Source organism: Bradyrhizobium sp. HKCCYLRH3099, from assembly GCF_051167855.1.
Lineage (GTDB): Bacteria > Pseudomonadota > Alphaproteobacteria > Rhizobiales > Xanthobacteraceae > Bradyrhizobium.
Window position 1 is genome coordinate 208710 of the sequence record NZ_JBNPTW010000005.1, and the last position, 21593, is coordinate 230302.

At 64.7% G+C, this 21593-nt stretch carries 23 protein-coding genes, 1 tRNA gene and 1 pseudogene; 8 read left to right on the plus strand and 17 right to left on the minus strand.

The annotated features are described in order from the left end of the window. The first annotated feature begins 8 nt into the window (after window positions 1-8). The gene (locus ACQR1Y_RS13545; protein ID WP_434876792.1) at window positions 9-1109 is read left to right on the plus strand and encodes a polyamine ABC transporter substrate-binding protein; all 1101 of its coding nucleotides are present in this window, start codon (window positions 9-11) and stop codon (window positions 1107-1109) included. 101 nt (window positions 1110-1210) lie between these two features. On the opposite strand, the gene ACQR1Y_RS13550 is transcribed toward ACQR1Y_RS13545, so the two are convergent. From ACQR1Y_RS13550 to ACQR1Y_RS13580, 7 genes are all read right to left on the minus strand, one after another. Continuing rightward, entirely contained in the window at window positions 1211-1588 is a 378-nt protein-coding gene (locus tag ACQR1Y_RS13550) for a VOC family protein (protein ID WP_434857621.1), read from the minus strand. Window positions 1589-1749: 161 nt separating this feature from the next. Continuing rightward, window positions 1750-2682 (minus strand): lipid A biosynthesis lauroyl acyltransferase, encoded by a 933-nt coding sequence (locus ACQR1Y_RS13555; RefSeq protein ID WP_434876793.1) that lies wholly within the window; start codon window positions 2680-2682, stop codon window positions 1750-1752. Window positions 2683-2698: 16 nt separating this feature from the next. Beyond that, window positions 2699-3973 (minus strand): beta-ketoacyl-ACP synthase, encoded by a 1275-nt coding sequence (locus ACQR1Y_RS13560; RefSeq protein ID WP_434876794.1) that lies wholly within the window; start codon window positions 3971-3973, stop codon window positions 2699-2701. 36 nt (window positions 3974-4009) lie between these two features. Beyond that, window positions 4010-5215, minus strand: coding sequence for a beta-ketoacyl-ACP synthase (locus ACQR1Y_RS13565; protein WP_434857618.1), 1206 nt, complete (start codon window positions 5213-5215; stop codon window positions 4010-4012). Beyond that, a complete protein-coding gene (locus tag ACQR1Y_RS13570; protein ID WP_257165422.1) occupies window positions 5212-5682 on the minus strand; it encodes a 3-hydroxyacyl-ACP dehydratase FabZ family protein in 471 nt (156 codons plus the stop codon). Before ACQR1Y_RS13570 ends, ACQR1Y_RS13565 begins: the two co-directional genes overlap by 4 nt. 9 nt (window positions 5683-5691) lie before the next feature. Beyond that, a complete protein-coding gene (locus tag ACQR1Y_RS13575) occupies window positions 5692-5973 on the minus strand; it encodes an acyl carrier protein (protein ID WP_006609130.1) in 282 nt (93 codons plus the stop codon). A 205-nt stretch (window positions 5974-6178) separates the two neighbouring features. Then, a complete protein-coding gene (locus ACQR1Y_RS13580) occupies window positions 6179-6541 on the minus strand; it encodes a hypothetical protein (RefSeq protein WP_434876795.1) in 363 nt (120 codons plus the stop codon). Window positions 6542-6736: 195 nt separating this feature from the next. Here ACQR1Y_RS13580 and ACQR1Y_RS13585 point away from each other — a divergent pair, with 195 nt between their 5' ends. Then, window positions 6737-7360 carry a ParB-like protein gene (locus ACQR1Y_RS13585; protein WP_434857616.1) on the plus strand — a complete coding sequence of 208 codons (624 nt, stop codon included), beginning with the start codon at window positions 6737-6739 and terminating at the stop codon, window positions 7358-7360. 4 nt (window positions 7361-7364) lie between these two features. Here ACQR1Y_RS13585 and ACQR1Y_RS13590 read toward each other — a convergent pair whose 3' ends face one another. From ACQR1Y_RS13590 to ACQR1Y_RS13615, 6 genes are all read right to left on the minus strand, one after another. Continuing rightward, window positions 7365-7949, minus strand: a complete 585-nt coding sequence (locus ACQR1Y_RS13590; protein ID WP_434876796.1) for a peroxidase-related enzyme — start codon at window positions 7947-7949, stop codon at window positions 7365-7367. A gap of 71 nt (window positions 7950-8020) precedes the next feature. Further along, window positions 8021-8887, minus strand: a complete 867-nt coding sequence (locus ACQR1Y_RS13595) for an efflux RND transporter periplasmic adaptor subunit (protein ID WP_434876797.1) — start codon at window positions 8885-8887, stop codon at window positions 8021-8023. Then, window positions 8884-9093, minus strand: coding sequence for a DUF1656 domain-containing protein (locus tag ACQR1Y_RS13600; RefSeq protein ID WP_434876798.1), 210 nt, complete (start codon window positions 9091-9093; stop codon window positions 8884-8886). The genes ACQR1Y_RS13595 and ACQR1Y_RS13600 overlap by 4 nt, the downstream gene beginning before the upstream one ends. Further along, complete coding sequence (locus ACQR1Y_RS13605; protein WP_434876799.1) at window positions 9090-11141, minus strand: FUSC family protein; 2052 nt, start codon at window positions 11139-11141, stop codon at window positions 9090-9092. The genes ACQR1Y_RS13600 and ACQR1Y_RS13605 overlap by 4 nt, the downstream gene beginning before the upstream one ends. Further along, window positions 11141-11626 (minus strand): MarR family winged helix-turn-helix transcriptional regulator, encoded by a 486-nt coding sequence (locus ACQR1Y_RS13610; RefSeq protein WP_434876800.1) that lies wholly within the window; start codon window positions 11624-11626, stop codon window positions 11141-11143. The genes ACQR1Y_RS13605 and ACQR1Y_RS13610 overlap by 1 nt, the downstream gene beginning before the upstream one ends. A 123-nt stretch (window positions 11627-11749) precedes the next feature. Beyond that, on the minus strand, window positions 11750-13504 hold the full coding sequence (locus ACQR1Y_RS13615) for an ATP-binding protein (RefSeq protein WP_434876801.1): 1755 nt from the start codon (window positions 13502-13504) through the stop codon (window positions 11750-11752). A gap of 508 nt (window positions 13505-14012) precedes the next feature. Here ACQR1Y_RS13615 and ACQR1Y_RS13620 point away from each other — a divergent pair. Continuing rightward, window positions 14013-14534 (plus strand): Hsp20/alpha crystallin family protein, encoded by a 522-nt coding sequence (locus tag ACQR1Y_RS13620; RefSeq protein WP_434857609.1) that lies wholly within the window; start codon window positions 14013-14015, stop codon window positions 14532-14534. A 162-nt stretch (window positions 14535-14696) separates the two neighbouring features. Continuing rightward, window positions 14697-15614: a 3,4-dihydroxyphenylacetate 2,3-dioxygenase gene (gene hpaD / locus ACQR1Y_RS13625; RefSeq protein ID WP_434857608.1), complete on the plus strand. Its 918-nt coding sequence runs from the start codon at window positions 14697-14699 to the stop codon at window positions 15612-15614. 13 nt (window positions 15615-15627) lie between these two features. Here hpaD and ACQR1Y_RS13630 read toward each other — a convergent pair whose 3' ends face one another. Further along, window positions 15628-16077, minus strand: coding sequence for an NUDIX hydrolase (locus tag ACQR1Y_RS13630; RefSeq protein ID WP_434876802.1), 450 nt, complete (start codon window positions 16075-16077; stop codon window positions 15628-15630). A 617-nt stretch (window positions 16078-16694) separates the two neighbouring features. On the opposite strand from ACQR1Y_RS13630, the gene ACQR1Y_RS13635 reads away from it, so the two are divergent. Together ACQR1Y_RS13635 and ACQR1Y_RS13640 are read left to right on the plus strand one after the other, a co-directional pair. Next, a complete protein-coding gene (locus ACQR1Y_RS13635; RefSeq protein ID WP_434857548.1) occupies window positions 16695-17615 on the plus strand; it encodes a thermonuclease family protein in 921 nt (306 codons plus the stop codon). 156 nt (window positions 17616-17771) lie between these two features. Beyond that, window positions 17772-18290: a hypothetical protein gene (locus ACQR1Y_RS13640; protein ID WP_434876803.1), complete on the plus strand. Its 519-nt coding sequence runs from the start codon at window positions 17772-17774 to the stop codon at window positions 18288-18290. A gap of 18 nt (window positions 18291-18308) precedes the next feature. Here the strand turns inward: ACQR1Y_RS13640 and ACQR1Y_RS13645 are convergent, their stop codons facing one another. Further along, complete coding sequence (locus tag ACQR1Y_RS13645) at window positions 18309-18464, minus strand: hypothetical protein (protein WP_434857546.1); 156 nt, start codon at window positions 18462-18464, stop codon at window positions 18309-18311. 28 nt (window positions 18465-18492) lie between these two features. Here ACQR1Y_RS13645 and ACQR1Y_RS13650 point away from each other — a divergent pair, with 28 nt between their 5' ends. Next, complete coding sequence (locus tag ACQR1Y_RS13650) at window positions 18493-18756, plus strand: hypothetical protein (protein WP_434876804.1); 264 nt, start codon at window positions 18493-18495, stop codon at window positions 18754-18756. Window positions 18757-19223: 467 nt separating this feature from the next. After that, window positions 19224-19297 (plus strand) — tRNA-Gln (locus ACQR1Y_RS13655). 201 nt (window positions 19298-19498) lie between these two features. Here the strand turns inward: ACQR1Y_RS13655 and ACQR1Y_RS13660 are convergent. Both ACQR1Y_RS13660 and ACQR1Y_RS13665 read right to left on the minus strand, forming a co-directional pair. Beyond that, a pseudogene (locus ACQR1Y_RS13660) lies at window positions 19499-19744 on the minus strand (efflux RND transporter permease subunit); the annotation flags it as partial. Window positions 19745-19794: 50 nt separating this feature from the next. Continuing rightward, the gene (locus tag ACQR1Y_RS13665) at window positions 19795-21426 is read right to left on the minus strand and encodes an anti-phage dCTP deaminase (RefSeq protein WP_434876805.1); all 1632 of its coding nucleotides are present in this window, start codon (window positions 21424-21426) and stop codon (window positions 19795-19797) included. Window positions 21427-21593 lie beyond the last annotated feature (167 nt).

Below are 21593 nucleotides of genomic sequence, written 5' to 3' on the forward strand. Positions count from 1 at the left end.
CAAGCTTCATGACGCGCGGCCGCATTCGTATCGTGTTGGCTCTGGCCGCGCTGACGTTTTCGGTTGTGGCCAGCCGCGCCGAAGAGCGCGTCGTCAACTTCTACAACTGGTCGAACTACATGGCGCCGGGGGTCCTCGACGCCTTCACCAAAGAGACCGGGATCAAGGTCGTCTACGACACGTTCGATGCCAACGAGACCCTGGAGACGCGGCTGCTCGCCGGCAAGTCCGGCTACGACGTGGTCGTTCCCACCGCGTATTTCCTGCAGCGCCAGATCAAGGCCAAGATCTTCCAGCCGCTCGACAAGTCGAAGCTGCCGAACCTCGCCAATGCCTGGCCGGTCGTCACCGAGCGTCTGGCCGTCTACGATCCCGGCAACCAGTTCGCCGCCAACTACATGTGGGGCACGACCGGCATCGGCTACAACGTCAAGACGATCGAGAAGATCCTAGGACCTGGCGCGCGGATCGACAGCTGGGACATGGTGTTCAAGCCGGAGAACCTCGCCAAGTTCAAGGATTGCGGCGTCCACATGCTGGACTCTGCCGACGACATCTTTCCGGCGGCCCTGAACTACCTCGGTTTCGACCCGAACTCGACCAAGCAGGCGGATCTGGAAAAGGCGGCCGAGGTGGTCGGCAAGGTCGCGTCCTCCGTGCGGAAGTTTCATTCGTCGGAATACTTAAGCGCGCTCGCCACCGGCGAGATCTGCCTGGTCGTCGGCTGGTCCGGCGACATCATGCAGGCCAGGAGCCGCGCCGAGGAAGCGAAGAACGGCATCGAGATCGGCTACGCGATCCCGAGAGAGGGCGCGCAGATGTTCTTCGACAATTTTGCGATCCCCGCCGACGCCCAGCACGTGCCCGAAGCCTATGCGCTGATCAACTATCTCTACCGGCCGGAGGTCGCCGCCAAGAACTCGGATTTCCTGTCCTACGCCAACGGCAATCTGGCCAGCCAGAAGCTGATCGACCCGAAGATCCTCGGCGACAAGAACATCTATCCGGACGAGGCGACCTTGAAGAAGCTGTTCGTCATCACTGCCCGCGAGCCGGCCACGCAGCGGATCATCAATCGGCTCTGGACCAAGGTGAAGACGGGACGGTAGTCGTCACTATCGTCATTGCGAGCGAAGCGAAGCAATCCAGGGCGGAGACCCCGACTCTGGATTGCTTCGTCGCGTTGCTCCTCGCAATGACGCCGGCGAGATTACGCCAGCCGGTGCATCGCACACAGCTTGTTGCCGTCGAGATCGCGCAAGTAAGCGAGATACAGCTTGCCAGTCGATCCTTGACGGACCCCGGGCGGATCCTCGCAGGTGGTGCCGCCGGCTTCCAGGCCCGCTGCGTGCCAGGCATCGACTTGCTCGGACGAACTGCAGGCATAGCCGATGGTGCCGCCGTTGGCCGGCGTCGCCGGCTGACCATTGATCGGCTTGGAGACCGAGAAGACGCCGGTCGGGGTGATGTAGAAAATCCGGTGGCCGTCGACCTTTGCGGGGCGGACGCCGAGCGTCCCCAGCAGCTTGTCGTAGAAGGCCTTGGCCTTGTCGAGGTCGTTGGTGCCGATCATGATGTGCGAAAACATCAGCGCTTATCCTCCCTGGAGATTCCGAACAGCGTGTCGGATACGGCGCCAAGGTAGCGAGCGTCGCTTCATGAGGTAAGAGTTTTCTTCAGATGGCTTGTTGACGGAAGATCGTGCTACCGATCTTCTTCCTTGCGGTGGAATTCCACTGCGAGGAGGGCCTACCGCCAGCGGCGGTGCAGCCAGAGCCATTGCTCCGGATATTCGCGCACCCAGCTCTCGACGACGTTGGTCACGGCCTGTGTCATGCCCTGAATGTCGATCTGCCCATTCGCATCGCGCACCGGCTTCACTTCCTCCGACAGCTCGGCTTGAAAGCGATTGCCGGGCAGGCGGATGATGCGCACGCCATGCACGGGACATTCGACCTGGCGCAACAGGCGGGCCAGCATCGGGTTGGCGCGGGTCTTGCGGCCGAAGAACGTCACCTCGACGCCGCCGGTCAGGTACTGATCGACCAGCATCGCGACGTGCTGCCCGTTCTTCAGCGCCTGGCCCAGCCGCAGCGGCGCGTCGCGGCCGGCGGGGATCAGCGTGCCCATCTTCACCTGGCGCATTTCCTGAATGATGCGATCGGCGGCGGCGATGTTCGGGCGGCGGTAGAGGATCGCGGTGTCGAGCTTGTGGGCGACGGCGGCGAGCGCCGGCATTTCCCAATTGGCGAGGTGGCTCGCAAAGATCAGCGCCGGCTTGCCGTCGAGGCGGAGCTGATGAAACAGCTCGTGGGTGCGCGGCGTGAGCTCGATGCGGCTGCGCTCGGGATGCTCCTCGTCGTAGTCCCAGATCTTGTCGAGATGCGCGAACTCGGCGCCGACGCGGCCGAGATTGTCCCAGACGCCAGCGAGAATTCGCTCGATCTCCTCGGGCGATTTCTCGGGGAAGGCCTTGGTGAGATTGTCGCGGCCGATGCGCTGCTCGCGAAGCTTCGGGCCGATCCACTGCGCGATGCGCGCGAAGCGGTCGGCCGTCTTCTGCGGATCGAAATAGCGCGTGGTCTTGAGCATGCCGACCGTCAGCGCGCCGACGGCCGAGGACCCGAGCGACTTCACCTTCTGGCGGATGACGAGCTTGGTCCGGAGGGGAATGAGACTCATCGATGCGACAGGCGGATCAGGCCGGTTCGCGGGTCAAAATCAGCGAGGCGTTCTGGCCGCCGAAGCCGAACGAGTTCGACATCACGGCGGTGACGCGCGCCTCGCGGGCCTTGTTGCCGACGACGTCGAACAGGATCGCGGGATCCGGAATGTCGTAGTTGATGGTCGGCGGGATCAGCTGATGCTCGAGCGTGAGCAGCGAGATGATCGCCTCGACCGCGCCGGCGGCCGAGATGGTGTGACCCACCATCGACTTGTTGGACGACACCGGAAGCTTGGCGGTGTGCTCGCCGAACACTGCGGACACGCCGACATATTCCATCTTGTCGTTCTCGGGCGTCGCGGTGCCGTGGGCGTTGATGTGGTCGATCTGCTCCGGGGCCATGCCGGCATCGGCCAGCGCCTTGCGGATGCAGCCGATGATCGGCTTGCCGTCCGGCGAGGAGCGGGTGCGGTGGAACGAGTCGGTCAGCTCGCCACAGCCGGCGACGACGCCGAGGATCTTGGCGCCGCGCGCCACGGCCGCGTCATAGCTCTCCAGCACCAGCGCGCCGGCGCCTTCGGCCATGACGAAGCCGTCGCGGTTCTTGGAGAACGGCTTCGACGCCGCCTGCGGCGGATCGTTCTGGGTCGACAGCGCCGACAGCAGCGAGAAGCGCACCAGGCCTTCCGGATTGACCGAGCCTTCGGTGGCCGCGCACAGCGCCACGTCGGTCTCGCCGCGGCGGATGGCCTCGACGCCGAGCTGGATCGCGGTGGCGCCGGAGGCGCAGGCGGTCGACAGCGAGATCGGCGAGCCCTTGGTGCCGAACGTGTCCGACAGCGAATCCGCCACCGAGCCGAACAGGAAGCGGTGGTGATAGTTGACGAACTTGCCGCCGCCGCAGACCTTCAGGAGGTCGTCATAGGTGAACTGCGTGCCGCCGACCTCATGCGCGAGCTCGAGGCGCTGAGGCCACTCGATTTCGACCGGCGCGACGGCGAGAAACAGCGGGCCCGGGAAGTCGCCCTTCGAGCCGATGCCGGCCTGCGCGATCGCTTCCTCGACGGCCATGTGGCCGAGCCGCTCGGACAGGCCGGTCGAGGTGAACGGCGCCACCGGCACGAAGTCGACCGTGCCGGCCATCGTCGTCTTCAGCCCGTCGATGGGAAAGCGGGTGATGGTGCGGATGCCGGACTCGCCGGCCACCAGCTTGGTCCAATTGTCGGACTTGCCCGCACCCAGCGAGGTGACGATGCCCATGCCCGTCACGACCACGACGGGGCGTCCAAACTTGTCGCGTACACTCATGATGTCCCCCGTCGCGTCGTCAGCCGCGCGCCGCGTTCACTTGACAGCTTCGACCAAGGCCATGCCTTCGCCGCGGTAATGGCCGGCGCCGACCACCACGATCTGGGTCGGAGCCTCCTTCATCTCGCTCTCGACGCCGGACGTGTCGCCGGGCGCGAACAGCGCGCCGCGCGAGATCGACAAAGCGGCGAGCGCCAGATCGAGCGCGAAATGCGCCTCCATCGTATGGCCGAAGCGGGTGCCGCTCGATCGCACGGCGAAGGCCTTGTGATGATCGAGGAACGCACGCTCCTCAGACGTCACGGGCTCGGCGCCGGTGGCGCCGGTGATGATCGCGCCGGGCGCGTCGTGCACGTCGAGCGCCGACCAGAGACGGTCGAGCGTGCCGGTCACGGCGCCAGCTTCCTTGCGGCGGGCGCGGTCGGCGACGACCTTGCTCAGCCGCGCCAGCGGCTTGGCGCCACGGGCTTCGGCATGCGGCTTGGACTCGAGCACCAGGAAGGCGCCGGCTGAGCCGAGCGCGAAACCCGGATGCTCCTGGCGCGCCCACACCGGCTTGAACTCGTTCTTGAGATTGTAGTCGCCAAACTCGTAGAGCACGAGCAGGTCCTTGCGCTCGCCATTATGCGAGCCGCCAACCAGCGCGATGTCGCTCTGGCCGCCCGCGATGCGGGCCAGCGCGATCTTGAACGCGTCGACACCAGCGACTTCCTCGCCCATGAAGGTGCGCGACGTCCCGCAGACGCCGTGCGAGATCGCGATATTGCCGGCGAGCAGGTTGGAGAGCTGCGCCAGGAACAGCGTCGGGCGCAGATCGCTCATCAGCCGGTCGTTGAGGAAGCCCGGCGTGCAGTTGCCTTCCGCCTCGGCGTTGAGAATTGCGGTGTCGACCGAGATGTCGCGCTCGCCGCCGCCGGCGGCGACGATCATGTCCATCCGGGACAGGATGTCCTTGTTGCCCTTGAGGCCAGCCGAATCCAGCGCGAGCCCGGCGGCGTAGGTGCCAATACGCTGCCACGCCTCCATCTGGCGCTGTTCCTTCTTGGGAATCTGCGCCTCGAGATTCACTTTCGCCCAGGGATGCACGATGTAGGGCGCGAAGCCCTTCTCATCGACATTGATCTGGCCGGCGTTGAGAGCCTCCCAGTTCGCATCGAGGCCCTCGCCGAGCGAGGTCGCAAGGCCGATGCCGGTGATCCAGACTTCGACGGGGGCTGATGTCACGGAAGGCGTCTCACTCATCGCTGCAGGATCTGTTGCGGAAAACCGACGCGCTCGGCGACGGCGTCCATGTGTCCGCGCAGCTCCGGATTGGGGAAGGGGACGTGGCTGAACGTGATCGTCGCGTTCGAGCGCAGCTTGCCGCCGACCTTCACGCGCGCCTCGGTGATGGCGTAGCCGGAGCCCTCATGCAGCACGTTGGCCTCGACCGTCAGCACCTCGCCCGGCTGGACGAAGCCGCGCATCTTGGCTTCCTTCACCGCGGCAAGGAACGGCATCCGCTCGAACTTCATCAGCGCGAGCAACAGCCAGCCGGAGGTCTGCGCCATCGACTCGATCAGCAGAACGCCGGGCATGATCGGATAGCCCGGGAAGTGCCCTTCGAAGATCGTGCTCTCGGTGGGAACCTTGGCTTCGACGGTGATGGTCTTCTCGTCCAGTCTGAGGTCGAGAATGCGGTCGATCAGCAGGAAGTATTCGATCTGCATGGCGGGCGCTCAGGCGCCCTTGGCGGCGACCAGCTCGTCGATGCGGGCGCACAGGTTCTTGAGCACGAAATACTGCTCGGTGCTGGCCTTGCCGTCGTTGACTTCCTGCGTCCACTTCTCGAGCGGCAGCTTGATGCCGAAGGCCTTGTCGATCGCGAAGGCGATGTCGAGGAAATCGAGGCTGTCGATGCCCAGATCGTCGATGGCGTGGCTATCCGGCGTGATCGTGTCGCGCGGGATGTCGCAGGTTTCAGCGATGATCGTGGCGACCTGATCGAATGTTGAGGACATCACTAAGCCTTTGATATTTTGGAGCTAATCCGGAGAAGGGCAACGAGGGGACACCGCGCCCCGGGGCGTCTGATGCGAGCCCTTTTACCCCCGTCGCCCAGGAGTCGTGTGCCCGTATATCGGAGCGCCGCGGTGAGTTCAATGGAGCCGGGCGCGCGGGTTGTGGCGGGATTGTGATGCCCTGTCGGGAGGTCGGAGGCGCCCGTCAGGGCGTGTAGGTCTCGGTGATGATCCGGGCGCAGTCGCGCCGTCCGGTGAGCAGGCAGTCCTGGGTCTTGCGCAGATCGGCAATGCTCATCGCCAGCCAGATTCCGATCGCGGTCAGCGCGATGGTGAAGGCGATGGCGGCGATATTGGCCAGGATGCGATGGCGGAAATCGTCCGGCTCCTCGCGGGGCCGCTCGTAGCGGGACAGGTCGAGGGCAGCCGGTTCGGGCCGCCGCAGCGGCACGGGGGGATTCACGGGCGGACTGCCGCCCTCGGCGACGCGGCGCGTCGGGCCATTGCGGGGCCGGAACGGCACCACGCGATGCTCTTCCTCCGCTGCAATGGGGCGCTGGGACTTCATGCCTCGACTCCGATGCTGTTTCTTAGCACGCGGGCACAACCTCTCACAAAGAAACTTTGCCACGATTGAGCTGCATCAGCAAAGCCTCTCACTCTGTAGATGCGATCCCTGGAACCGGTCGGGATTGCTTCGCAGGAGGCGCTGCAAGGCCCGGGCGGACGTGGCATATTGCCGGTCGTTCACCGGAGCTGACGCATGGCGAATATGAGAGAGCCGCTGCTGCATCCCATTCCGATCCTGTCGCTGCGGCCGACGCAGATGACGGTCGGCATGCGCGAGGTGATGGAGAAGCGGGAGCGCTGGCGCGCGCACAAGGCCAAGAAGAGGGCCGAGCTGCTCGGCAAGCACATGATCCCGGTCGTGCTCGGGCCGGACAGGCGGCACTACGTCGTCGACCATCATCATCTGACCCGCGCGCTGCACGACGAGGGCGTCAAGGACGTGCTCGTCACCGTGATCGGCGACCTCTCGATGGTCGATCCCGACGGCTTCTGGAACGTGATGGACAACAAGCGCTGGGTCTATCCCTATGACGCCAAGGGCGAGCGGCGGCCATTCAAGGACTTGCCGAAGAGCGTGGCGGACCTGAAGGACGATCCGTACCGCAGCCTCGCCGGCGAGTTGCGCCGCGCCGGCGGCTTTGCCAAGGACACCACGCCGTTCAGCGAGTTCCTGTGGGCGGACTTCCTGCGCCGCAAGGTCAAGCGCAAGACCGTCGAGGAGCGCTTCGAGGCGGCCATGGAGCACGCGCTGGCGTTCGCCAAGAGCCATGACGCGGTCTACCTGCCGGGCTGGTGCGGCCCGGCCGCGGACGACTGATCGATCACTTCGCCTTCGGCAGCCTCCCCATCAGGTAGAACTCGTCATTGGGGCGCATGCCCGTGACGTTGGCCAGCCGGTTCGACAGCGCGAAGAAGGCCGCGATCGCAGCGATGTCCCAGATGTCGTCGTCGCTGAAGCCGTGCTCGGATAGCGCCTTGAAGTCGGCGTCGCCGACGGTCTGCGCCTGAAGCGCGACCTTCATCGCGAAATCGAGCATCGCGCGCTGGCGTGGCGTGATGTCGGCCTTGCGGTAGTTGATTGCGATCTGGTCGGCGATCAGGGGATTCTTGGCGCGGATGCGCAGGATCGCGCCGTGCGCGATCACGCAATACTGGCACTGGTTGGCGCTCGACGTCGCCACCACGATCATCTCGCGCTCGGCCTTGGTCAGGCCGCCGTCCTTGTCCATGAGCGCGTCGTGATAGGCGAAGAAGGCGCGGAACTCGTCGGGCCGGTGCGCCAGGGTGAGGAACACGTTGGGCACGAAGCCGCTCTTCTCCTGCACCCCTAACAGGCGGGTGCGGATGTCCTCCGGCAGCGCGTCGATCGCGGGGACGGGGAAGCGGCTGATGGCGGGCTGGGTCATGGGCGATGGGTCCGGCGTGGCGTTGGGGTGCGAACCTTAGTCGATCGCGGAGGGGGCGCAACGGCTCAGGCTCAGTTCAAGACCTCCACGGTGGCGGAGCGTCCGGCGACCAGCTCGCTCCGCCGCGAAATGTCGTCGAGCGCGATGCGCACGGGGATGCGCTGCGCCAGTCGCACCCAGTTGAAGGTCGGATTGACGTTGGCGAGCCGGCTCGCGCCCTCGGCGCGGTCGCGGTCCTCGATGCCCGCGGCGATGCTCTCGACCTTGCCGGTCAGCACCTCGCCGGCGCCCATCAGGCGGATGCGGACGGGTGCGCCGACACGGATGCGCGGCAGCTTGGTCTCCTCGAAATAGCCCTCGACATGCAGCGTGTCGCTGTCGACCAGCGCCATCACGCCTTTCCCGGCGCCGACATAGGTTCCGGGCCGCAGGTCCATGTTGGTGATGACGCCGCTGACCGGCGCATGCACCTCGCTGCGCTCCAGATTGAGCTTGGCAACGGCCTGGTCGGCCAGAGCCTGGTCATAGGACGCCTGCGCCTGCTGCTGGGTGGCGAGCACCTGCTCCTGCTTCTGCTGTGACACGGCCTCGGTTGTCAGCGAACGGTAGCGGTCGAGGTCGGCATTCGCCTGGTTGAGCGTCGCGAGCCGGCCGGCCACGACCGCGTCGGCCTGCTGCAGCGCGAGCTTGAAGCGGGCGCGATCGATGCGGAAGATCACGTCCCCCTGATGCACCGGCTGATTGTCGCGCACCAGCACCTCGGTGACGAAGCCGGAGACGTCAGGCGCGATCTGGACGATGTCGGCGCGCACGCGGCCGTCGCGCGTCCACGGCGCCTTCATGTAGTAGCCCCACAGATAAGTGCCGACCAGGATCGCCGCGGCGACGGCGGCGACTGTCACCGCGACGCGGCCAAGCAGAGGAAAGATGCCTTTCACGACAGGACCTCCGAAGCGAGATAGACGATGCCGCCGAGCGCGCAGACGTGCAGCGCGAAGTCGAACAGCGCGGGGTGCCAGACCAGGCGGTAGACGCCGAGCCGGCGCAGCAGGACGCGCAGCACGGCGATGCAGCCATAGGCGATGATCAGCCAGAGCAGCAGCGAGGGCACCAGCACGCCGGCGATGTCGATGTCGTGCTTCATGCGACGAGGCTCCGTTGAGCGGCACTGTCGGCACGATAGGCTGGCGCGTCTGGAAAAAGGCCAGTGCGGATGCCGACCAGCCCGATCAGCGCATCTTCCTTCGCTGCCGCCGCCGGCTCGTCCAGCGTCTTCAGCAAGGCCACGTCGATCGCGGACAAGAGATGGGCAGGCATCGCGCCGGTTCCGATGCCCCGGCCGCGGCACGCGGCGGCGAGACGGTCGAGCATCGTGTCGATGGCGCCGAGCGCAGTCTCAGTCAGTCCATGGCGTGCGCGGCGGAGATCGATGATGTTGAGGCCGACCCGGAGCTGGCTCAGATTGTCGAGCTCGCGGCGGTCGTCCTCCGGAATCGCAGCAAAACGTTGCGCGAGCAGTCCCAGGCGGTCGAGCATGAGGCCGACGAAGGCGCCGCGATCGTGGTGGCCGCGCCGCTCGGCGGTCAAAGCGAGCGTGTCCCAGCTCGTGCGCAGCAGTCGCTGCGCAATCCATTCGGCGCGCACCGAGCGAACCAGCCGCGTCAGCACGACGGCCGCGACCATCCCGACCATGAAGGCGATCGACGAATTGGTGTAGCTCTGGAAATCGGCGCTGTAGGTCGATTGCAGCGCCAGCAAGGTCGCGCCGTTGGCGCCCAGCGCCATGCCGATCGGCGTGGTCTGGGGACGTGCGATCAGAACCCCGAACAGCAGGAAAGCCGGCGCCAGCGCGGCAATCAGCAGCTCGACGTCGGAGATCGCCGGAATGATCGCGAAGAGATAGACCGCGTCGACGGCGATCGCGACCAGCGACCAGGCCGCGAAGCGGACGATGCTCGGCGCGGGATCGTCCTGCGTGGCGAAGAAGGAGCAGGCGACCGCCGCCATCATGGGCGCCGAGGCCCCATCGGCCCAGCCGGTCGCGATCCAGAACGCGCAGCAGACCAGAATCGCGATCACGACGCCGGCCGCCGACCATAGCGCCAGCGCAGGATCGCGATGCCGCGCCGGCGCGATGCCCTGCTCGGTACGGAAGGCGAGCGGCACCCTGGACGTGTCAGTGCCGGCCGCAATGGCCGCATTCAGCGCCCGGCAATCCTCGGCGATATCGACGAGCTCGCGCAGCCGGATCAGCAGGCTCGCGGTCATGATCTGGTGCCATGAGGAGTTGCCTTGCAGCGATGGGCGAAGCGCGTCGATGTCGGTGCGCAGGCAGTCGGCCGGTTCGCGGTCGTCTGCCGCGATCACCCAGTCGGCGAGGTGTCGCAGGAGAGCGCGGAGCTCTCCTCCGACATGGCCGTCGAGCGCCGCAAGGCGGTCGTGGATCGAGCCGAGCAGCGGCAGCAGCAACTGCATGTGCAGCCGCAAGGCGCGGAGCCCTTCGACCGCATGATGGTCGGCCTGCCGGTCGAAGGCGAGGTGGGTGGCGAGCGCATCGATCTCCAGCGCTTCGGCGGCGAGCCGCAGGCGATGGGCACGATCGGCGTCGCTGCCGCCGCCACCGAGCAGGACGTCACGGCTGAGGCCGCGCGCATCGCTGAGCCAGCGCTCGACCTTGGCGGCCACCACAGGCGCGACGCTGCGCGGAAGCACGATGGTGGAGACCAGTGTCGCGCAGATGATGCCGAGCGTGATCTCCTGGGCGCGCGAGACCGCGACATCGAAGATGCTGCCGGGATCTGTCACCGCCGGAAAGCCGATCAAGGCCAGCGTGTAGCCAGCCAGCATGAACAGGTAGCCGCGCGGGGTGCGGTCGAGCAGCGAGACGTAGAGGCAGGCGCCGGTCCACAGCGCGATGACGAGACTGAGCAGTTCGGGCGAGTTGACGAAGCTCGGCACGATCGCAACGGCCGCTGCCGCGCCCGCGAGCGTCCCCAGCACCCGGTAGAGAGCCTTGGAGGCGGTGGCGCCGGCGAGCGGCTGCGAGGTGATGTAGACGGTGGCCATCGCCCAATAGGGCCGCGGCAGGTCGATCCACAGCGCGATCAGCAGCGCCAGCACGGCGGCGGCGAACGTCTTCACCGAGAAGGCCAGGTCGGCGCCGCGGAGGGGGAAGGTGGGCATGGTTCGCATCAGGGGCCAGGCCTGGAGGGGACGGCGTCGGTGAGGCGCGTCATGCGCTGCTCGATGCGATGCAAAACGTCGTAGGTGACTGCGAGGTCCTCGGGCGCGATGTCCACGAGCAGAACGCTCCGCACCCGTCCCAGGACCGCCTCGATCTCCGTGGCCTTGGCCGCGCCCTTGGCGGTCAGATGCAGCGTCTTGGCGCGGCGGTCGGTGGGGTCTTCCCGGCGCTCGACCAGCTTTTCGGTTTGCAGCAGGTCGATCAGCCGGACCAGCGACGGGCCCTCGATGCCGACCTCCTCGGCCAGCGCTCCCTGGCGGATGCCGCCGGTCTCGCCTGTGCCGTGTCGCGCCAACGCCCGCAGCGGGTGCGCGGTGGCTTGGGACAGGCCGTGGTTGGCCAGGGCCTGGTCGGCCTCGCGCCGCCACAACCGCGCGACGCGGGCGATGAGGAGGCCGATTTCCGACTGGATGGTACTCTGGGGAGGTAACATGCAATTTAGATAGGAATAAAATTGATAGGTTGCAATCTATTTGGCCGGGAAACAGGCGGCTTGATCTTCCTTTTGTTTCGCGGGCGCCGACTGGAACCCGCGCCAGATTGGATTACCGGTTCCTCAGCGCAGCGGCTTCTTCAACAGCGAGAAGCGGTCGGGATCGAGGCCCATCGAGGGCTGCAGCATCGGGGCATCCAGCGAGTTCGGCAGGCTGCCGCGATCGCTGCTCGCGCTGATGCCGCCGTCGCCATTCGACGCGTCGCGGCTCGAGGTCGCGCCGCGCCAGCGCTCCAGCACCGCGCTGACGAAATGCATGTCGTGGCCGGCGTTGACCGAACGCACGGTCGCGATGGTCGCCTCGCTGCGCGGCATCTGATGCGGCGGCACCTCCTTGAAGCGCAGCCGGGTCGGCAGCGCGACGCCTTCGCCGAAGGCCAACACCTCGCGGGTGCCGAGCGAGGGAACGAAGGACAGCAGGTTGGCGGCGGCGTCCGACACCGCCGAGCGCAGCAGCGACTGGTCGCGCTCGTTGGCGAGACGCATCGTGAACAGCGTGTTGCACTGGGAGATGATGGTGGCGTCGAGCTCGGCGGGACGCTGCGTGATCAGGCCGAGATAGACACCATATTTGCGGCCTTCCTTGGCGATGCGCGAGATCGCCTTGCGGGTCGGCCCGAAGCCGATCGAGCGGTCGGCCGAGGCGTAGCGGTGCGCCTCCTCGCAGACGAACAGCAGCGGCGAGACGCCGTCGCTCCACAGGCCGAAGTCGAACGCCATGCGGCAGACCACCGAGACGACGGAATCGACCACCTCGGCCGGAAAGCCGGCGAGCTGCATCACCGTCATCGGCCGGCCGTTGGCTGGCAGGCGGAACAGGTGGCTGATGACCTCGGCCATGGTGTCGCCGCCGACATTGGCATTGTCGAACATGAAGGCGTAGCGCGGATCGTTGCGCACGGTCTCGATGCGCGAGATCAGCTTGTGATAGATGATGCGCGAGGAACGGTTCTCGAGCTTGCCCATGCGCTCGTCGATCAGATTGATCAGGTCGACGAGGCGATACGGCACCGGCGTATCGACGGTGTAGCCGATCGTCTTCGGATCGATGCGCTTGAGGCCGATGCGGTCCGTGTTCTGGTACTGGGTGTAGATGCCCTTCGCCAGCGGGATCACCTCGGCGAGAATGTCGAGCTCCTCCGGCACGCCGGGGCGGCCGCCGAACAGGACGTCGACGATCTCCTCGAAATTGAACAGCCAGAACGGCAGCTTCAGATTGCGCGGGTTGAGCACCAGCGCGCGCTCGCCGAAGCAGCGGCCATATTCGTTGTGGACGTCGAGCAGGAAGATGCGCAGGTTCGGGCGGGCTTTGAGGATCTCGTTGAGCAGCAGCGACACGCCGGTCGACTTACCGACGCCGGTCGAACCGAGCACTGCGAAGTGCTTCGACAGCATTTCCTCGACATTGACGCAGGCGCGCACGGACGGGTCCTGCTGCAGGGCGCCGATGTCGATGTGGTCGCCGGCCGTCGGCGTATAGATCGTGCGCAGCTCCTGGCTCGTGATCATGTCGACGGCATCGCCGATGGTCGGATAGTGGGTGACGCCGCGCTGGAACTTCGGCTTGTCGGCGGGCCCAAGGATCTCGCCGAGCAGGTCGACCGAGGCCGTGGCGACGTACTCGTTGACCTGCGAGAGGTCTTCGCTGGTGACCTCGGTGATGATGGCAATGATCGTGGCGTTGGGGCAGCGGATGCTGATGAAGCGGCCGACAGTGGCGCGGATATCGGAGACGGTCATCTGCTGCGTCGACAGAATGCCGACGCGAGCCTGGGAGCCGCGCACCGAGATCACACGTCCAAAGGATGTCACGGTCATGAAACCTGTGGTGAAATTGTTTGAGCCGACACCTTCTCCGCAGTGACTGGAGAATTTGTTAAGCGGGCCACACTTGTGATCGGGCCGGTGCTTTTTCGTGGCGGCGAGGCGCGTGGCCGAGCGCTCTGACACCGGTTCCCAAACCTGGCATAACGCCTTGTGGCACAAAGGTTTCTGCATCCTGTCCTCAAGCGTTGCGCGAGCCGGTGGAATTAACTCTCGGTTCACCATGTCCACGGCTCGGCATAAGCCATGTTAGTTCGGCGGCGGCGCCAGGATCGATGGTCGGCCGCATGCCCGTTCGTGCTTGCAGGCGCGTCAGCATGGCGCGGCGTGACGCCGCCTCCGGCAAGCGAATTTGATCGCGATCAAGAGGGAACACGGGCGAGCCCGGTATGGTCTTCCCGTCGAGCGCGAGGGAGCGGATGCCTGCCGGTCTCATCGAGCGTGCCGGTCGCGCATGTGCCGCTGAAGAGCCGATCCTCGCGTGAAGCAGGAGGATGACATCATGGCTGAACCCACCAAGCTGCCTGTGAACACCGAGACTGCGAACGCGCCGTCGTTGCAAGGATGGCGGCCGTTCGACAATCTCAGGCGCGAGATCGATCGCGTGTTCGAGGACTTCCACGGCGGACTTTGGCGCACGCCGTCGCTGTTCGATCAACTGCCGGGCCTGGCGCGCACGAGGTCCTTCGCGGTCGCGCCGGCGGTCGATGTCGCCGAGCACGACAATGCCTACGAGGTCTCGGCGGAACTGCCGGGGCTCGACGAGAAGAACGTCGAGGTGAAGGTCGCGGGCGGCGTGCTGTCGATCAAGGGCGAGAAGCAGGAGGACAAGGAAGAGAAGAAGAAGGACTATTATGTCCGCGAGCGCAGCTTCGGCGCCTTCGAGCGCTCGTTCCAGATCCCCGACGGCGTCGACACCGACAAGATCGAGGCGGTGTTCAAGCAGGGTGTGCTCAAGGTGACCCTGCCGAAGAAGCCGGAGGCGCAGAAGGCGGCCAAGACCATCGACATCAAGGCGGCCTGACCGCGAACAGCCGTTCCCGGCCATGGGACGGCGGATGAATTCGATTCCCGCTGAAGGGCCGCATCCGCGGCCCTTTTTTTCGAGCGGCCGCGGGGCTAATCTGCATCGCAAGCAAGCGGCCGGCGGTACGGGCCGGACAAGCATGGGATGGGAGACGAAGCAATGGGCAAGCTCGCACTGGCGGCCAAGATCACGCATGTGCCGTCGATGTATCTCAGCGAGCTGGATGGCCCGGCCAAGGGCAAGCGCCAGTCGGCGATCGACGGACATCTCGAGATCGGGCGGCGCTGCCGCGAGGCCGGCGTCGACACCATCGTGGTGTTCGACACCCATTGGCTGGTCAATGCCGGCTACCACATCAACTGCGCGCCGCATTTCCAGGGGCTCTACACCTCGAACGAGCTGCCGCACTTCATCGCCAACATGACCTACGAGTACGACGGCAATCCGGAGCTTGGCCACATCCTGGCCAAGGGCGCTAACGCGCATGGCGTCGCGACCATGGCGCATGATGCGACTTCGCTGGCCCTGGAATACGGCACGCTCGTTCCGATGCGCTACATGAACGCTGATCGCCACTTCAAGGTCGTGTCGGTGTCGGCGCTGTGCACCTCGCATTATCTCGCCGACAGCGCCAGGCTCGGCTGGGCGTTCCGCCGCGCGGTCGAGGAGCATTACGACGGCACGGTCGCGTTCTTCGCCTCGGGCTCGCTCAGCCACCGTTTCGCGCAGAACGGCACCGCGGACGAGTATCGCGACAAGATGTTCAGCCCGTTCCTGGAGCGTCTCGACCACGAGGTGATCCAGATGTGGGAGCAGGGCGAGTGGCCGGATTTCTGCGACATGCTGCCGGAATACGCCAGCAAGGGCCATGGAGAGGGCTTCATGCACGACACCGCAATGCTGCTCGGCGCCCTCGGCTGGAATCATTACGACCGCGGCGTCGAGGTGGTCACGCCGTTCTTCCCGTCGTCGGGCACCGGCCAGATCAACGCGGTGTTTCCGGTCTCGCCGATGCCTGACGTGCTCGAGGATGTCGGCCGTCCCCGCGCCGCGGCGCTGGCGGGCGGACGGCTGTAAGCCGCGCAGCGCCTCACCACACGCCCGCACGGGCCAGCATCTCCACGATGTCCTCGGGGTAGACCGTCTCCCCCGTGGCCGCGAGTTCGGCCCGCCGCCACCAATGCTGCGCGGCGATGGCGGCGCGCTCCAGCTCGGTCCAGTTCACCGAACTCAGATCCGGGTGCGCGACCCTGACGAGGAAGTAGCGCTCGTCCGAGCTGACCTCCTCGCCGTCGACCAGGGTGAAGGTCACCGAACGCTGCGCGATCTCGGGGCCGGGATCGCCGATGCGGATGCCGGTCTCCTCGAACATTTCGCGGCAGGCGGCGGCCGCGTAGCTCTCGCCGGGATCGACCCCGCCGCCCGGCGTCGCCCAGAACTGCTGCCCTTTCAGCGCGCCCGCCAGATGCACGAACTTGAACAGCAGGAGCCGATCGTCCGGATCGACGATGAGGAGGCGGGAGGAGGGGCGGTCACGCATGACAAGTCTCATCGTTCTCGCGGCAGCATCTGCCCGAGCTTTGCCAGTTGAAGGCCCCCGAAACCAGAGAGGGCACAGGGAAGGCCGGGTGCAGGCCGCACCCATGGCCCGCCTGCAGAAAGAAAAGCAGGCGGCAGTCACCACAGGATTGGCCGCGACACGCCGGCCTTCCCTGCGCAATGGGCTTACGGCTTATACGTGATCTCCCCGGGGACCGGCGTTCTTGCCCCCGTCGTCAGCGTCATCGTCCGCCGACTTGACCTCAGCGTCGGGAGGTCAGGACCACACGACTTCACCGTCCCATCGACATCGTCCGTCCGCACGCGAAATGCGCGCTGCAACGCCGACGGGCCATCGCATCCCGCACTCCACGTTCGTGACGATCGCGAAGCGCCCCTTCATGACGAGCACGGGACGGGCGAGAGGATGGAGGTGATTTGCCCGACGACACAAGGGCCTTTGCTGCAAAGGCAGGTGTTTTGGCTGCGACAATCCACCCCGACGGGCAGATGCCGTGTGGCTGGGTCGCGCGCCCGTTGAAGTTGATCATTTGATCGATGCCCGCTTTGGTCTAGGATGGCGGATGACGTCCGGGACGTGTTGTGGGGAGAAGCAGCATGCCGTTCAAGCTGATCAAAGGCAGCTTTCGTGTGGTCGGCCTGTCGCCGGACGGCGACTCGATCAGGTTTTTCCCAGACCAGCCCGATGTGATGAACGGCCTGCCCGGCGGACCGGACAATCAGCCCCAGCGGCCGTTCGCGCAATTGCGGCTCGAAGCGATCGATGCGCTGGAGACGCATTATGCTGGCCGCCATCAGCCGATCCGTTGGGCGAGAGCCGCGCGCGACCGGTTGCTGGACTTCGTCGGCGTAACCGGCGTGCAATGGGATGCAACGGGCTCGACCATCGTGGCGGCCTCGGATGGCACGACGCGCGGATCGATCCTGAGCCGGGCCAAGGACAAATACGGCCGCCCCATCGCCTTCGTCTTCGCCGATGAGCTGGAGGGTGAGGACGGCTCCGACGTCCGCCTGGACGTCGCCCAGTTGCGCGACAGCTACAATCATCTGGCCTTGCGGGAAGGGCTCGCTTATCCGACCTATTACGAAGGCCTGTTTCCGGATCTGCGCAACGAACTCACCGCCGTCACGCAACAGGCGCGCGCCGACGGTCTCGGACTCTGGCCGGAGGACCGGACCACTTCAGGCGTCGACGCCACCCGCCTGTCGGTGATCATGGATGACGCGCCGATCCTCCCCAAGCTGTTCCGTCGCCTGAGCGACTACATGGCCGCCAAGGGCACGGCTGTCGGCTTTCGTGATGCGCTGGCGGCGGGACGCGACGCGGTGCTGGACTTGCAGACGATGGGCTTCACCCATCTCGATACGTTCGTCGAGCAGGCCGCGGGCTCCAGTTTCGTTCGCCTGACGCGCAATCCGGAGGAGCTCGTCTTCGACCCGATGCCGCAGCGCGCGGGCAATTTCTTCGCGGCCATGGTCGGCGCTCCGATCAGTGGCGATGCCGAAGCGACCGCGTGAGCGGCAGGCTCACGACGAATACCGCCGCCGATGATCGCCGTCGGCACCGTCGGCACGCGACGGGCGGGGCCGATCGGCGGGATCGAAGCGGACGGCGGTTGAACGTTGCGGCCGGTTTCTCGACCAATTCGGACGAATGTCGGAATGGGGTGTCGTATGAAGCTGGTGCTCGGTCTGCTGCTGATGATGCTCGCGCTGCCCGGTGCGGCGCAGGCCCAATCGGGCGGGCGGCAGGCCTGCAATATCGAGGTCGACGTGACCGATCGCGATCCCAACGGTGCCAATGTCCGCGCGTCGCCCGGCGGCGCCGTCGTTGCGTCGTTGAAGAACCCGACCAGCGACGGCTGGATCGTCGTGCATCTCGCCGCCCAGCAGAGTGACTGGTTCGAGATCGACCGGGCCACCCTGATCGATGTCGACCAGGGCACGGAGAAGGTGATGTTCCAGGGGCGAGGCTTCGTGCATCGAAGCGTGCTCGGCGTCTCCGGTCTGCAGAACGGAGCGGTTATCTATCGCGAGCCTGTCGCGACCAGCGCCAAGCTGGAGCCGCATGCGAGCGGCGACCAGACGGTCGACCTGCTGGGATGCGCCGGAGACTTCGCCAAGGTCCGGATCAAGAATGGCATCGGCTGGACGCGGCAACTCTGCACCAACATGGTCACGACGTGCCCCTGACGTCTGCTGCGGCCGCGCTCAGGCTGCGCGCCGCTGCTGCGACAGCCGCGCGGCTTCGCGCCGGCATTCGGCCGCGAAGTGTCGCAGCCGCTCGATCGTCAGCGCGTCCGTGATGCTCCGCTCGAGCCGTTCGGCTCGCTCAATCTGGTCTTCGAGATCCTGCAGCCTGGTCATGTCCCGTCTCCCTCACTCGGACAAGTTGATGCAAATTGCATCGTTCCCGCCGCGGAGCGATCGTGGTGAATGCCGGGTTAACTTCCGTGATCTGGCGCACCTCGAGCGCGCGGCGCGCCGAGGTCACTCCGCAGCCGACGAGGCAACGGAGGCTGCGGCGGCAAGGGGCGCGGCGGGGCGGGCTTTCGGGAAGACCATGACCGCGTCGGGGGAAGAGCTGCTGGGCGGCGTCGCGCAGGATGTCATCAAGGCCGCGATGGATCCGGGGGTGCAGGTGGGGTGGGCCGGCTGAACTGTCAGCGTCCAGCGGATCAGCAGGACGGCACCGAGACCGAGCACACAGGGCACGGCCAGCTTCCAGCGACGCAGAACAGGCATGGTACTCCTCGCATGACGCCGGCGCCAAACGAGGTTCGTGAGCCGCCCGCAACCGCTCTCAAAAACAGGAAGAGTGGGGCGGCGGCGCAGCCGATATGTTTCCGGATGTCGGGTGTTGCGAAGCTTGATGAAGCGCTGGAGGGCCTCGGCTGAGGCGACGCGCTGCCGACGCATCAGGTGCCAGGGAAGGCGACCGGCCATCGCAGCTCGGGGCGGACCGGCCACGCCGTCAAACCATGTTGGAAATCCGTCATCCAGCGGCTTGCCAAAGCCTGAGACATGCGGGTAGAAGGACGCGTCGTCGCCGCCGCGATTTGCGCGGCGCTTCGCCAGACGGTGCCAGACGGTTCGGCAATGCCTTGAAACTGCTCTGCATTCCGTTGGGGAATGGTGTAACGGTAGCACAACAGACTCTGACTCTGTTTGTCTTGGTTCGAATCCAGGTTCCCCAGCCAAAGCCGACCTTCAGCCCTGATTGACGTGGACATCGCGAGCAGCCGCGGAGCGGATCTCGTCGGCCGATCATGATCGGCCGGTTTGACTGTTGCTGATCGCAGATCTGCTGGGACTTGGGCGGCTGCGTGCTGTCAGGTCAGACGCGGAGAATGCCGTCGCGCCACCGCCCCGCCCGGGCGGGCGTGGCCGAGAGCGGCGGATTACTCCGCCGCTTCCTTGACCGGGCCCGCCGCCGCCGTCTCGTTCTCGTGGTCGATGTGGGTGCGGCCCCAGCGCGCGAAGGCGTTGTTGACCTTGTCGAGGTAGAGATAGATCACCGGCGTCGTGAACAGGGTCAGCATCTGGCTGACGATCAGGCCGCCGACCATGGAATAGCCGAGCGGCTGGCGGATTTCCGAGCCGGTGCCGTTGCCGAGCATCAAGGGCACGCCGCCGAGCAGCTCAGCTTCGTGGAGCAGACGAGCCTTCCATAGGACCCGTTGGCTCTGGTCTGCGACTATCGGGCGTCGTCGTTTGCAGAAGTTGAAGCTGATGCTTCTATCAATTTCTCGGACTTTTCAAGTGATGCTGGCTCAATGTCGACCACTAGTTTAACCCATTCGAGTGCTTCGTTTTCAATATAGGCCGTCGAGACCCCTTCTATCATTGGAAATGGATAGCCTTCGACGTAGTCAAGAGCATTGCCGTGCTCGTCTTTTCGGCGGCCCTTTTGAAAAATGTCCCGATAACGAAATGGCGAGATGCCCAAGAAAGGAAGGAACGAAACCTTGCCCCGCGCATCCTGCTCGATACTAATTTCATTGCTATGTAGTTCTTGAGCACGGCTCTTCGGATATGGCTCGATATAGATAACTCTACGAATCCCCGACGCGAGGATGTGTTTCGTGCAATTATGGCATGGAAACGTCGTGACGAATAGCGTGCAATTCCTTACGCTCCGTCCTAGCCTCGCAGCATCGCAGATTGCGCACATCTCGGCATGAACTACGCGTCCGAACTCTGTGAGATCAAGCACAGCACAGCCGGCTAATATCCCGTCATCCTCGTCGCGATTCTTTCGTTTTTTTCGGGTGAATTTTTCTACCATTTGGCCGGGGCTGCCGACCTTCTTGGCCTTGTCCGAGAGAAGTCCAGCGCGATCCAGTCGGTCAAACAACTCTCGAAGCAACTCCTTTTTGATCGTTTCGTTTGGATCGCGGCGTAATTTGACATCTCGAAAGTCTGGTGATTCAGTGTCCCAATATGTGCCGCCGAATGCTTTTGGAACCTCATTGCAGCCTTGAGTAATCATTTCGCCATCGTCGGAAAATACAGCAGCTCCGACTTGTCGCGACAAGTCTGAAGAGCGAAGTGAAGCCGATTTTGCCGCGTACATTCCGTACTCTGCCTTCGATGGCGCGATGTCAGTTTTACCAAGTAACGCTTGGACAAATCTGCTCAGCTTGAGATCCATTTCGCTTCGTACTAGCCCGTCGATGAAGACATCCGCATGATGAAATGTTTCTCTGACGTGTTGGCCCAAATCTTCCCCATCTTCCCGTGCATCTTTGTCGATAAGTTCGGCCGCTTTGCAGACAATTTCATGATGGGGGCTGCCTGGCACTAAGGTGTGCCGCAGCCGTTCCTCTAAGAGCTGCTGCCTCTGTTCTGCGGGCCCATAGGCTGAAATCAGGATGAACTGTCGTCCGTACACTTTTCGTAGCAGGACTACTTCATCCGGACGCTTAAGTTGACGAATGATATACGCGATCGGTTTGCTGGGAATTACTTTGCTGCGTGAACCCGTTATGGTCTCCCGGGTGTCGCCGATCGCGCGAAGTGCAATACGAGCCATTGTTGCAGGGTCATCAAATTCCTTGCATAGGGCATTCGCGTAACCGATCTTAAAATTCACGTCCGAGTAGAAATCCGCCGTTGTCGGAACATCTACGGGATACTTTTGCAGCTTGTATCGGTCCTTCCGCAACATCTCCTTGGTGATGTGGATTACAGTGGAAGTATACTCCACAGCGTGCAGGGCCACCGCGAGGCTGTCGCAAATTGCCTGGATATCGACTCCCATTGGTCCTACGATGCCGAACACAAGCTCCGGAAAGTCTTTTTTCTTTGACTGTATCTTTGCGGGCATCGGAACTCGACTTTAACTGGTGTAATCAAAAAATCGAACTAGATTCGATCGCTATCGGGAGGGACGAAAAATGGCTAAGGTTTCTATTCGGAAGGACGAACTCGATCTCGTTTTAGAAACCGCCAGGCGTGCTGCAGAGAGGACAAATTCCGTAGTTGTGATTGCGG